This is a genomic window from Cellvibrio sp. GW822-FHT04B05, from assembly GCF_058800985.1.
Genome location: NZ_JBXAMU010000007.1, coordinates 1 through 12,328 on the forward strand (window position 1 = coordinate 1; position 12,328 = coordinate 12,328).

The following is a 12,328-nucleotide window of genomic DNA, read 5'->3' on the forward strand; positions in this document are numbered from 1 at the left end:
ACGATCCGGTGATTGGACGATTCCTGGCAACCGATCCGATTGGGTATGAGGATCAGTTGAATCTTTATGCGTATGTGGGTAATGATCCGGTTAATAAAATTGATCCGACGGGGATGCAGACATATGATCTCCAAGGTATGGCTTCACTTCATGCCGCATTGAGTGACCCAGCTACTAGGGAAGCGATAAAAGATGTTGCCGAGGCTATAGCGAGCGGTGATACATCAAAATTAAATGTTTCTACTGAAAAAGTTGCTAAAGGAATAGTCACGACAAGAATCGCTAGAACATCTGCTTCACAAAGAGTATTCAGGGATGCAGTGTGGAAGCAAAATACTGAAAAAAATGGTGGTGTAAACAAATGCGAGAATTGCGGAAAAGATGTAGAAAAAGGTAAAAAGTTATCAGCAGGGGAAAGTGTTTCTGAAGCTCGTGGTGAAGCTGATCATAAACAACGTCTGGCAGATGGGGGCACAAATAACGCGGAAATGAATGGTCAATTGCTATGCAATCCATGTCACGTTGACAAAACCGCAACTGAAAATATGAAGTCACCAGTTATTGAAGATCCTAACAAACGTAAATGAGAGGCAATTTAATTGAGCAACAGTGTAAAAATCACGATTCAATTAACAGAAGATCAGATGGGTGATTATCCTGTTTCGACAGAATCATTGTGGTTTGATAAAGAAGGTGATTACTTTCGTTTAAAGAATATCCCCTTTTTTATAGATAACTTATCGTACGATGACTTGGTTGAGATACGGCAATGCTCAAGTGATACTTATGAGATTGTTAGTGTTGTCTCTCTGTCAAAAAATAGCACAGTATGGTTGTGCATTAATGACGGCGATGCAACAAAAACGATTTTAGATGGAATGAAACAGCTTGGTTGTATTGTTGAAGGAGGAGTTTTGTATGGATATTACGCAATGAATATTCCTGCTGATATTAATTTTGATGATGTTTATTCCCTTATTGAAAAAGGACAAGAAAACAATGTTCTTGTAGCCGATTATCCATCAATAAGGCATGTGACTTTACATTAATACATAAAGATCCTCGAAGCCCCGGCCAGCATGCTGGCCGGTTTTTTTTATGAACATTTAAGTTTGTCCGTCACTCCGCCATCAACACCAAACACCCCCGCATCATAATGTTTATTTTGGCTATCAATTTGATGGGGATTAATTGAGTTGTAAACTTCACCGAATCGGGCACTTCCATTTTGACTTTGAACTATAAGGCGAATGGACGAAGAGATACGATCATCAGGAATGGAAGTTCAACGGTTTACACTTATGATGATGCAGCACGTTTAAGTTCGCTAAATCAGGATCTCGTTGGCACAACAAACGATTTAACCAATACGTTTACCTACAATTCCGCAAGCCAGGTTGCCACTCTGCAAAAGAGTAATTCGGCATATAGTTATGTTGGTAATGTAAACCGAGTTGGAGTGTATGTTACCAATGGGCTTAATCAGTACACTGACATCAATGGTGCTGCCCTCCAATATAATGATGCGAAAGGTAACCTGACAAATGACGGTACTACCACATACACTTACGATGACGAAAATAGACTGCTCAGCGTCAGTGGCAGCGTCGCAGCTTCATTCAAATACGATCCATTGGGTCGACTGTATGAAACGACAATCGGTTCGGCCGTAAGGCGTTATCTCTACGATGGGGATGCACTTGTAGCGGAGTATAGTGGTACGAATACACTGGTTCGGCGATATGGACACGGAGATCAGGTTGATGAACCCTGGGTTGAATATAGTAGTAATCTTGTCGGTGCAGATTACCGTACATTTTTGTTTGCAGATCATCAAGGCAGCATTATCGCCAGATCTAATGGTTCCGGTGGTACGGTAACCAAGCTTACCTAAGACCAGTTTGGTATTCCGGGTTCTGCCAATACCGGACGTTTTGGCTATACGGGACAGATGTGGCTTCAAGAGCTTGGTTTGTTTCATTACAAAGCAAGGATGTATTCACCTAAACTGGGAAGGTTCTTGCAGACCGATCCAATCGGCTACGCAGACGACATGAATATGTATGCATATGTGGGAAATGATCCGGTGAATGCAATTGATCCAAGTGGAAAGTGGGCATTTTTATTATTTGCGCCAAAAATTATTGCTGCGACAAAAGCTATTTATTTGTTGGAAGTGCGGCTACTGTTGCGGCAGTTGCTTCTGATGCGATTGATACTAATGGTGCAACTGATTCTGGAAATGGATCAACATCTCCGACAGAAAACCTGCCCCAATAGATGGAGCAACATGGACGAATACAACGGGAAGAAAAGGTACCGATATTTGGGTGAAACCTGGCTCATTTGAAGATGCGGTTGGTGATGCTGAAGGATTGAGCGAGGGGGGCTTAACAGATCGTGGAAATGGAGTTTCAACGGGTACCGATGCGAATGGAAATGAAATTGTAGTTAGGCCAGGAGGTGGAGAATATACGGGGGGTAAAGAGAAGGGTGAAAGAGCTAATGGTACTATTGAAATTAAACCTCCACGTGTTGAAGGTGAAAAACCTCCACCGCCAACTGATAAAATCAGATACCGGTAATGATTATGAAAAAATTTATACCGCATGAATTTAAATTAGATTTACCACATAAAATTGAATTGTATTTGGATGAGGTGAGAGACAATAAAAATGGGTTGGATTTTTTATTCTCTGATCCAAATTCAAAGTTTCATGTTGAGGTTAAATTCGATAGTCATTTAATGTATCGCGTATCAGATGAAAGCTACAGGCTTAAAAGAACAAGTGAGCTTTCTGAGTTTTCATTTGTAATGAAAACTGATGAGTCCAGTTTTATAGAATGGTTTCATGAAGAAAGTTTGAATATTTATACTAAGGATCGTATTTACCATTTTTTAATACTATCCTCAGACGATGTTATTGACGTTCTGAGCTATGAAGATCCATCAATTACATTGAAAGATTGAGATAACAAATGTAATTACAAGCCCCGGTCAGTTCACTGCCCGGGGTTTTGCTTTTTTAGTGTTTGGGATTGTGTTGTCACTCCGCCGTCAACACCAAACACCCTTGCATAAGGTTACGGCTGAATTAATCGTAAGCCCTGCTTGCTCAACCAACGCCCCTTGAGTTGCAATCAGGACGGTTGCTTGTGGTGGGTACTGCGTCTTGTGCCGGTAGTCACACACCATACGCCCGGTCTTGATCCTGCAATGTGACAAGGGAGTGTTGCTTTTTATCCGTTGAATGATCACTCGGTACGGCCTTTATGGAGGCTGACCAGAATGGTAGCGTAGCGGTATCAAAAACCTACAACTACAATCCGTTCGGTGAAAACATCAACTATTTGCCTTTCGGTACAGCGGGGAATGATCCGGGTAATAACAGTGAACAAGGATTTACCGGTCATATCGAAGATAAGTCCGGCCTTGTATATATGCAGGCCCGCTATTACGATCCGGTGATTGGACGATTCCTGGCAACCGATCCGATTGGGTATGAGGATCAGTTGAATCTTTACGCGTATGGGGGAAATGATCCGGTTAATATGGTTGATCCTACCGGAGAGGCAGGTAAAGTTGCTTGGTTGATTAATCTCGGTGCTTCAGCTTCAAGAAAAATAGCAAGAATTATTCAGCAGCAAGCCGTAAATATTCGTCAGTCAGGAGGAAATGTTTTAGCTGATTCTCGACAAGTAGCTAAGCAGATTGAAACTGCAGCGCATAGTAAAGATAACTTGCTGAAGCATCGTGAACACGATTTACCTGACGGCTCTATAGGCAAGCCTCACTTTCAAACGGATGGTTCTAAAGGCCACACATTTTGGGGTGTTGTTACTGCAGCGTTATTGGGGGCTGCCGATCTCTTGGATACGGCTGCATATACTGCAGACTTAATAGAGGGCGGACCTTTAGATAGAATGAACGACGATCTTGGAGCTCGATTGATACAAAATGCAGATAATAAGAGAAATGAAAATAAATCCATGGAGCAATCTGACAGCAATGATAACGAAGGTATGTCATTTTATAGGATGAGTAATACTACGGACAAAGTTTGCCTTAATATAAAACCTGGTGAGTGCTGAAATTAATCAATATGAAACGATTTAAAGTCATTTTGGAAGGACATGGATATTTTTTAACAGTTTCTGATAAAAAAGAGATTGTTGGTTTTTTTACAACCTTTGTTGTAACTGCTAAATGCTTGCATGATGTTAGATCAATTGTTGTGGGAAGATTAAAAGAAAGATTAATTGAAAATAACATCGGAATCGTAGGTAATTTATTGTTTTCCTCATATTCAACTGTTGAAGCGATTTATCTTTTGGAAGAAAAAGATCCTGTTGAAATTTCCGATGGATTTTCTTTTTATACGGTTAATTTTTTAAGAAAGTTTATGTCTTATATGGCTTTGATTTACTTTAAAATTTTTTCGTGTGAAAGATTGATTTTAATTGATTCTGACAAAACAGATTCAATTAACTTTTAAATAGCAGTCAGATTGAAAACTCTGGACAGATTACTGTCCAGAGTTGTTCTTTAAATATTGTAACGATGATCGACCTCATTATTCCGCCGTCAACACCAAGCACCCGCGCATAACTCGAATCCTGCTCTACCAATGCACCTGAGTTGCAAACAGGACACGGTAATCTGTGGTGGGTATCCTGATCATCCCTTGCGATCATGGGATTGCAAATGAAAGTTGGGTCAGTTGGTAAAAAAATGAAAAAGCCAGAACTTATAGAAAACCTGAATGACTTTAAAAAAGCGAAACATTTTGGTCCGGATGATTTTCTTTATAGTGGCATTCAGGATGAGCAGCTAAAGGAAAGGCTCGAAAAAGAATTTTTGGATGTTATTGAAAACTTCAAAGTTCTTATCGAGGATAATTACTCAGAAGAGCAACTTCTTGATCTTCTAAGGTCAAGTATCTATCGTTTCAATCGAGATGAACTTGATACGGAAGATGCAGAAAACCTAGGCAATCAGTTTGAAAAAATCATGGATTGCATTGGTTTGGAGAGTTCTGATGGTATTTTAAATGAGTGGATGTATGGGTTTGACCCATAATTTTCAGTAAGAAATAATTCTTCAACCTTACATATTTGAGCAAGTATTTCCTTACTCCGGTTAGTTCGCTGCCCGGGATATTTTTTATAGCTGTAGCATCTTTTTGAATTTCGGTGAGAAAAATAAAAAACGCGATGGTGCGCAGTTATAAAATGTGTGCCATAGGCGGGTAATCGTTATGTTCTGTTTTTGGTTCTACGCCTTAAATGATAGGAGTGAATGTTGTTTTATGCGCCAATAGTTTTCAATACGATTGATATAAGGGTATTTCCTAATTAGTATTGGCGCCAATTTGATTATTGCACGAATGGACTAAAACCATGGACACAGGTTTACAGTGCTTGGTAGCACTCGCAGGATTTCATCAACTCCCCGCTGATGCAGCGCAAATTTCCCACCAATTCGCTATCCCCGGTCAGCCTTTTGGTAACACGGAGATTCTTCGTGCGGCGAAGGCACTTACCTTTAAAGCCAAACTGTTTACCTTTCCACTTGGTAAATTAATCGGCTCCAGTTTGCCCGCTATCGCTAAAACCAAAGAGGGTGATTACATCATTCTTGCGCGTATCGCGGGGGAAGATGGTGTTCCTACAAAAGTCCTGGTGCAGGATTTACGTGAGCAAACTCCCAAGACATTAACCGCCGACGAATTCAATTCGCTCTGGTCAGGTGAAGTTATTTTTCTCAGCCGCCGTCTCGGCATCCGCGAAAGCTTGCAGCAAAAGTTTGATATCAGCTGGTTTATCCCCTCACTTATTAAATACCGCAAGCTGTTTGGTGAAGTGCTGATCGCTTCATTCTTTTTGCAATTATTTGGTTTGATTACACCGCTGTTATTTCAGGTGGTGATGGACAAGGTATTGGTGCATCGCGGCTTCAGCACACTGGATGTTATTGCCTTCGCGTTTTTTGCGATTGCAATTTTTGAGGCGCTGCTCGGCGGTATTCGCAGTTACACCATGTCCCACACCACCAGTCGTGTCGATGTGGAATTGGGCTCACGTTTATTCCATCATTTGATGGCATTGCCCATGGGCTACTTTGAAGCCAGGCAAGTCGGTCAGAACGTGGCGCGCGTACATGAACTGGATACTATTCGCAATTTTATTACCGGTAGTGCACTCACATTGATTCTGGATCTTGGTTTTACCATCGTTTTCTTATTGGTGATGTGGTACTACAGTTCCACTTTATTTTTTGTAGTGGCTGCCACCATCCCTTGCTACATACTCCTATCGGTTTTCATTACTCCGATTTTGCGCCATCGCCTGAATGAGAAATTCAAATACGGCGCTGCCAATACTGCCTTTCTCACCGAATCCGTTACCGGTGTACAAACGGTAAAAGCCATGGCGGTAGAGCCGCAAATGCAACGTAAATGGGAGGATCAATTAGCCAATTATGTGAGTGCATCCTTCCGCAGCCAGAACCTCGGTAATGTCGCAAACCAAATCGCGGGCCTGATTAATAAATTAATGACATTGGGCATTATCTGGTGGGGCGCACATCTGGTTATTGCGGGTCAACTGACTGTGGGTGAATTGATCGCCTTTAATATGTTGGCAGGTAGGGTGAGTGGCCCCATCCTGAAACTGGTGCAACTCTGGCAGGACTTCCAGCAAGCGGGTATCTCCATTGAGCGTCTTGGCGACATCCTCAATACTCCACGCGAACCTGGTTACAACCCCAATCGCTCAACGTTGCCTTCCATTGCAGGTGATGTGAGTTTCGAGCATGTGCGCTTTCGTTATCGTCACGATGGACCGGTAATTCTCGATGGTTTTAACCTGCAAGTAAAACCCGGAGAGATTATTGGAATTGTCGGCCGCTCCGGTTCCGGCAAAAGTACATTAACCAAATTAATCCAGCGTTTGTATTTACCCGAGTCCGGCCGTGTCCTGGTTGACGGTGTTGATTTGGCGATGGTGGATACGGCATGGCTGCGCCGCAATATTGGTGTTGTTCTACAGGAGAACTTTTTATTCAACCAAACGGTGCGGGAAAATATTGCCCTCACCAATCCTGCTGCGCCGATGGAGCAAATTGTTGCAGTTGCCAAGCTCGCCGGTGCCCACGAGTTTATTGTTGATCTCCCGGAAGCCTACGACACCATGGTAGGTGAACAGGGTAGCAACCTTTCCGGTGGCCAGCGCCAGCGGTTGGCCATTGCCCGCGCGCTCTTAACCAATCCACGCATCCTCATCTTCGATGAAGCCACCAGTGCTCTGGACTACGAGTCTGAGCGGATTATCCAGGACAACATGGCAGAGATCTGTAAAGGTCGCACGGTATTTATCATTGCTCATCGCTTGAGTACGGTGCGGATCTGTAATCGCATCATCGTGATGAATAAAGGGCAGATTGTAGAGCAAGGCCCGCATGAAGAATTGCTGCAACAACAGGGCTATTACGCCCAGTTGCACGGTTACCAACAACACCGCCCACAACCGGCTAAGGCAACCGCCACGCCATCAAAAACGTCAGCACACACATCTGCAAGCCAGCTGTTGGAGGTGCTTCATGACTAATTTTTTCCAGCAACTGCTCGATGCCTGGCGCGAGCGTGCCAAACTCGGCGATGGTTCCAAACACCAAAACCTCGCCGAATTTATGCCCGCTGCATTGGAGTTACAGGAGTCCCCGCCCAATCCACTTGTGCGCTGGCTTGCCTGGGTACTGATTGCTTTATTTGTTCTGGTGCTTGCCTGGGCCATTATCGGCAAAGTCGATGTGGTCTCCAGTGCAGAAGGTAAAATTATTCCCGGTAGCCGTGTTAAACAAATCCAGCCGCTCTCCAAGGGGTTTGTCAAAACAATTCATATCCGCGAGGGGCAGTACGTTAATAAAGGCGATCCGCTAATCGAATTGGATCGCACCATCACCGCCGCCGATCAATCGCGTATGCAGCAGGAGTTGCACAATGCGAGTCTCAACCTCGCCGGTGCAGAAGCATTGCAATCATTTCTGGTTAACAGCTCCGGTTTAAAAACAAAAACAGAGGTACAAAAAAATCTGCAACCGACTATGGCAACTGAAATACAGTTGAAAGTCCATGCCGCCATCAAACCCACTGAAACTGAAATAGTGTTGTACCAGCAAAAAACCTGGGAGCAATGGCAGCAATATCAGGCGCAATTAAGTAGCCTGCATAGCGGACTCAAAAAAGTGCATAGCGAAAAAATTGCCAACCAGGAAACAATAAAAAAACTTGAGCAAACCCTGCCGATGATTACCAAGCGGGCACAGGCGTTGGAAAGCCTCTATGCCAAAAACATGGCTTCAGAAGCGGAATACCTGGAGGTCGAGCAGCAGCGCATTGAGCGCGTACAAGATTTGGCTGCACAGCAACAAATGCAACAGCAGTTAAGTGCTGCCATCAATGAAGCGCAACAACAAATCAATGCACTCAAGGCCGATACCCTTGGCAAACTCCTCACCCAAATCGCTGATAGTCGCAACCAGATTGCCACCATCAGTGAAGAGCTGGTCAAAGCCACGGATATGAATGACAAACAAATCCTCTACGCCCCCGTATCCGGTTATGTGCAACAGCTCGCTATCAACACCATCGGCGGTATCGTTACCGAAGCACAAGAGCTTATGATCATTGTGCCGGAAGAAGAGGGCTTGGAAGTGCAGGTGATGCTTGGCAACCAGGATATCGGCTTTGTGCAGAAAGATATGGCCGCTGAAATCAAGATCCACACCTTCCCGTTTACCAAGTACGGTTTGATCGATGCAACGGTTACCCACATTTCAGATGACGCCATCATCGATGAAAAGTTGGGGCTGGTGTACACCATGCATTTGAAAATGCACAAGAGCACTATTCGTGTTGAAGCCAAGGAGGTGAAACTCATTCCGGGTATGGCGGTGACGGCAGAAGTAAAAACAACGCAGCGTAGGGTGATTGAATATTTTCTGTCACCGCTGCTCAGGTACAAACAGGAAAGTATTAGAGAGCGCTAATTAGTTGCTAATAATTGATTAGCCGGTTTTTCTTGTAGTAAGCACTAAGGAACCAGTTGTTGCTATGAACGTATTATTTATTCACCAAAACTTTCCTGCACAATTTGTGCATCTTGCGCCTGCGTTGGCAGCAGATCCAAAAAATGATATTCGTGCACTCTCATCCAGTAATCGCCCCTGTCCATCTGGTGTAAAGCTACATACTTACAGCATCAAGCGTTCGAACAGCAAAGAAATTCATCCGTGGTTAGCGGATATGGAAACCAAAACAATTCGTGGTGAAGCTGCTTTTTGGGGTGCCATGCAATTAAAAAAAGAAGGTTTTACCCCTGATCTAATTATTGCCCACCCCGGCTGGGGAGAGAGCCTGTTTTTAAAAGATGTTTGGCCACATGCAAAACTCGCGCTTTATTGCGAGTTTTATTATCAAGTGTTGGGAGGTGATGTAGGTTTTGATCCGGAATTTTCAATATCGGAGTTGGACATAGCCTGCCGGTTACGGCTTAAAAATGCCAATTTTGATTTACATCTACTACAAGCCGATACAGGGTTATCGCCGACATACTACCAGCGCTCAACTTTTCCTAAACATTTCCAAGATAAAATTTCCGTGATTCATGACGGCATTAATACCAGTTTAGTAAAGCCAAATCTGCACGTCACCATGCGTTTGAATGGCATTGAGCTAACGAAAAACGACGAAATTATCACCTTCGTCAACCGCAACTTGGAGCCCATGCGCGGCTACCATATTTTTATGCGTGCATTGCCAAAAATCCTCAAAGAAAATCCGAAAGCAAGAGTGATTATTGTTGGTGGTGATGATGTTAGTTATGGTAGTAAGTGTCCAGCTGGCACTACCTGGAAGCAATTATTTTTAAACGAAGTGCGAGAGCAACTGGATTTAAGTCGCGTACATTTTGTTGGAAAACTCCCGTATCTGGATTTTATTCAATTACTACAAATATCCAGTGTGCATGTGTACCTGACTTATCCCTTTGTATTGAGTTGGAGCTTGCTGGAAGCGATGAGTGCAGGTTGTGCGATTATTGCCAGCAACACAGCACCGGTTAAAGAAGTTATCAAACATAATGAGACTGGTATTTTGACAGACTTTTTTGATGTAATGGAAGTTGCAAGCCAAGTTTCTTATTTATTAAGGAATGTGGCAGAGAAACAGCGGCTGAGCGAATCGGCAAGGGAGTTTATTGTGCAACACTATGATCTCGGAAAAATATGTTTACCAAAACAGGTGCTGTGGATGAAGGCTATGATTGGGACATAAATAATTATGCTTATACCGTGTTTATGATGTCAAAATTTGTTTGCAAATTAATCCGAATTGGTATGATCACTACTGTGTAAATACCCACCTAAATTTACAGGACAATGGACGATTCAGTTTCTCCGGCTGATTTTCTCAACAATATAGGATATGCAAATGGACTTAAGTATGAAAAATTGATCTCGCCACTCCATAATCTTCATGCGAAGAATTTATGTCCTTTTTAATTCATATTAATTACTCATACCAAGCATTAGGCGTTTTAAGGATAAATTAACTGATGAAAAAATTTACATTTTTATTGCTATTACACTGTTTTTTAATTTCAGGTTGTTCTACCCGTCCCACTTTACATGGTATTGGAGTTTATGAAGGCAGCTATCCAGCGGGTAAGCGGCACTCATTTGGGGACCACCCTGATGGTCACATAGAGGTTAATGTTCATACAAAAAAAAGACCGGTGATATTGGTATTATCTTCGTATGAGCCAGTTGTTTGGAGAGTGGTACCTGATAAAGGAGTAAAAATAAAAGAAATAATTTTAAGCGGTTATCATCCATCTAAAGTTGTAGGTGTAGGTTCAAATATCAAGGTAAGCCGGAAATTATTTGGTTACTCTTACAAATCTGACGAGGTCAAATCTGAGTTTAGAAGGAAGGTATTCGAATATACGGAGATATCTAATTTTGAAAGTTTTCAAGGTTCCTATAAGGGGCTAGTGTTCTCTGTGAATTAGCCTGACAAAGCAATTAAGCGGGTGTTTTTTTAATTGCTTTTTGCCATTCGTTTCAATCATTTTTTGACAAAAGTGCAGCTTAAAGATAGCCGCATAAGAATCCCTCAAACACACTGGATGTAAAAATGGATGTACTGGCAAAATTCTACCTAAGCAATATTTCAATCCCATGGATTCCTTTACTCCCATTCTTATCCCATAAACCTGCCTTCTAAACCCAATAGGCAGATACAGGTATCCAGTATTTTGAGGAAAAATAGCATGAGTAATACGGTATTTAAAAAGGCAATTGCCAACGTGATTGGGATTGTTGGTGTTGTGGCTTTATCTGGTTCTTTACAGGCGGCGAGTTTTGATTGTGCTAAGGCCAGTGCATTTCTTGAAAAAAAAATATGCCAAAACCCTAAGTTATCACTGTTAGATGAGCAACTTGGTGCGCTATACAGCGAAGTAAGGGGAATGGTAGCTGATAAGGACGCCTTAAAAAAAGAACAACTTGCTTGGCTCAAGCAACGGCGAAATGCATGTATTGGTGATGTATGTCGAGCTAGTGCCTATGAGTTTCGTATAGATGAATTAAGGAGGATAAAAAATAGCATATTGAATAAAGAGAAAGGCCCGGGAAAAGTTACGCCAAAGTATCGATTAAAACCCCATCGTGATTTCGAATCCTTATATGACAATGGTGTGTGTCAAACCATGCTTGATGTTATTAATGAAGTGCCTTATGAAGAAATTTACCAGGATATTTTTCTGAATATCTTAAATGGTCGGGAAAACTTTCACCCCGTTGATTGGAAGCTTGTTGAGGATGGTGAAAAACGTTTTTGGCCGGTGATCGTTGAAAAAATATTGATGTCTGAAAAACCGAAGGATTCTGAGGCGCGCATATCTGGTCTTGAAAAATACAAGGAAAAAAGAGGAGGGTTAAGTTATTACTTGGGGAGTGCAGTAATTTACCGGGATAATAAACAGATGCTGTATCCAATACTTTTTTTTAAAGCTAATAAATTAAGCGGTATTGATAAGCGATTATATTGGGATTTTATTGTTCTAAATGATGACTTAAGTGGACCTGATAAAAAAACGTATAGTAGTCCCGGAATATTGAGCATAACCAATGCCACTCATATTTTTAAGTATAAAGATCTATATTTTACGTTTGATTCCTCTAGGGAAAGATTAATGGCTGTTCTTGATTTTACGGAAAAAGAAGAATCTGTATGTGGTTATGAATTAATTAAATAAATGGAGATGT

At 42.1% G+C, this 12,328-nt stretch carries 14 protein-coding genes; all 14 read left to right on the forward strand.

Annotated features, from left to right (window positions below):
* On the forward strand, window positions 1-587 hold a 587-nt coding region (locus AC1RJL_RS19025; protein ID WP_492916982.1), incomplete at its 5' end, for an RHS repeat-associated core domain-containing protein.
* Window positions 588-599: 12 nt separating this feature from the next.
* The gene (locus AC1RJL_RS19030) at window positions 600-1,049 is read left to right on the forward strand and encodes a DUF4265 domain-containing protein (protein WP_492916984.1); all 450 of its coding nucleotides are present in this window, start codon (window positions 600-602) and stop codon (window positions 1,047-1,049) included.
* Window positions 1,050-1,459: 410 nt separating this feature from the next.
* Window positions 1,460-1,894: a hypothetical protein gene (locus AC1RJL_RS19035; protein ID WP_492916986.1), complete on the forward strand. Its 435-nt coding sequence runs from the start codon at window positions 1,460-1,462 to the stop codon at window positions 1,892-1,894.
* A 12-nt stretch (window positions 1,895-1,906) separates the two neighbouring features.
* Entirely contained in the window at window positions 1,907-2,350 is a 444-nt protein-coding gene (locus tag AC1RJL_RS19040; protein WP_492917246.1) for an RHS repeat-associated core domain-containing protein, read from the forward strand.
* The gene (locus AC1RJL_RS19045) at window positions 2,331-2,585 is read left to right on the forward strand and encodes a hypothetical protein (protein WP_492916988.1); all 255 of its coding nucleotides are present in this window, start codon (window positions 2,331-2,333) and stop codon (window positions 2,583-2,585) included. Before AC1RJL_RS19040 ends, AC1RJL_RS19045 begins: the two co-directional genes overlap by 20 nt.
* A gap of 5 nt (window positions 2,586-2,590) precedes the next feature.
* A complete protein-coding gene (locus tag AC1RJL_RS19050) occupies window positions 2,591-2,971 on the forward strand; it encodes a hypothetical protein (RefSeq protein ID WP_492916990.1) in 381 nt (126 codons plus the stop codon).
* A 302-nt stretch (window positions 2,972-3,273) separates the two neighbouring features.
* Window positions 3,274-4,092: an RHS repeat-associated core domain-containing protein gene (locus AC1RJL_RS19055; RefSeq protein ID WP_492916992.1), complete on the forward strand. Its 819-nt coding sequence runs from the start codon at window positions 3,274-3,276 to the stop codon at window positions 4,090-4,092.
* Between the two features lie 11 nt (window positions 4,093-4,103).
* Entirely contained in the window at window positions 4,104-4,496 is a 393-nt protein-coding gene (locus AC1RJL_RS19060) for a hypothetical protein (RefSeq protein ID WP_492916994.1), read from the forward strand.
* Between the two features lie 209 nt (window positions 4,497-4,705).
* Window positions 4,706-5,080, forward strand: a complete 375-nt coding sequence (locus AC1RJL_RS19065) for a DUF4844 domain-containing protein (RefSeq protein WP_492916996.1) — start codon at window positions 4,706-4,708, stop codon at window positions 5,078-5,080.
* A 320-nt stretch (window positions 5,081-5,400) separates the two neighbouring features.
* The gene (locus tag AC1RJL_RS19070) at window positions 5,401-7,608 is read left to right on the forward strand and encodes a type I secretion system permease/ATPase (protein WP_492916998.1); all 2,208 of its coding nucleotides are present in this window, start codon (window positions 5,401-5,403) and stop codon (window positions 7,606-7,608) included.
* The gene (locus AC1RJL_RS19075) at window positions 7,601-9,049 is read left to right on the forward strand and encodes an HlyD family type I secretion periplasmic adaptor subunit (protein WP_492917000.1); all 1,449 of its coding nucleotides are present in this window, start codon (window positions 7,601-7,603) and stop codon (window positions 9,047-9,049) included. The genes AC1RJL_RS19070 and AC1RJL_RS19075 overlap by 8 nt, the downstream gene beginning before the upstream one ends.
* A gap of 64 nt (window positions 9,050-9,113) precedes the next feature.
* Complete coding sequence (locus AC1RJL_RS19080; RefSeq protein WP_492917002.1) at window positions 9,114-10,334, forward strand: glycosyltransferase family 4 protein; 1,221 nt, start codon at window positions 9,114-9,116, stop codon at window positions 10,332-10,334.
* 280 nt (window positions 10,335-10,614) lie between these two features.
* Window positions 10,615-11,070: a hypothetical protein gene (locus AC1RJL_RS19085; RefSeq protein ID WP_492917004.1), complete on the forward strand. Its 456-nt coding sequence runs from the start codon at window positions 10,615-10,617 to the stop codon at window positions 11,068-11,070.
* Window positions 11,071-11,331: 261 nt separating this feature from the next.
* Window positions 11,332-12,318: a lysozyme inhibitor LprI family protein gene (locus AC1RJL_RS19090; protein ID WP_492917006.1), complete on the forward strand. Its 987-nt coding sequence runs from the start codon at window positions 11,332-11,334 to the stop codon at window positions 12,316-12,318.
* The last annotated feature ends 10 nt before the right edge of the window (window positions 12,319-12,328 follow it).

Bases quoted from the DNA above. Each gene is read 5' to 3' on its own strand.
- AC1RJL_RS19075 (WP_492917000.1), top strand. From the start codon at position 7,601: ATGACTAATTTTTTCCAGCAACTGCTCGATGCCTGGCGCGAGCGTGCC.
- AC1RJL_RS19070 (WP_492916998.1), top strand. From the start codon at position 5,401: ATGGACACAGGTTTACAGTGCTTGGTAGCACTCGCAGGATTTCATCAA.
- AC1RJL_RS19055 (WP_492916992.1), top strand. From the start codon at position 3,274: ATGGAGGCTGACCAGAATGGTAGCGTAGCGGTATCAAAAACCTACAAC.
- AC1RJL_RS19090 (WP_492917006.1), top strand. From the start codon at position 11,332: ATGAGTAATACGGTATTTAAAAAGGCAATTGCCAACGTGATTGGGATT.
- AC1RJL_RS19060 (WP_492916994.1), top strand. From the start codon at position 4,104: ATGAAACGATTTAAAGTCATTTTGGAAGGACATGGATATTTTTTAACA.
- AC1RJL_RS19065 (WP_492916996.1), top strand. From the start codon at position 4,706: ATGAAAGTTGGGTCAGTTGGTAAAAAAATGAAAAAGCCAGAACTTATA.
- AC1RJL_RS19085 (WP_492917004.1), top strand. From the start codon at position 10,615: ATGAAAAAATTTACATTTTTATTGCTATTACACTGTTTTTTAATTTCA.
- AC1RJL_RS19080 (WP_492917002.1), top strand. From the start codon at position 9,114: ATGAACGTATTATTTATTCACCAAAACTTTCCTGCACAATTTGTGCAT.
- AC1RJL_RS19050 (WP_492916990.1), top strand. From the start codon at position 2,591: ATGAAAAAATTTATACCGCATGAATTTAAATTAGATTTACCACATAAA.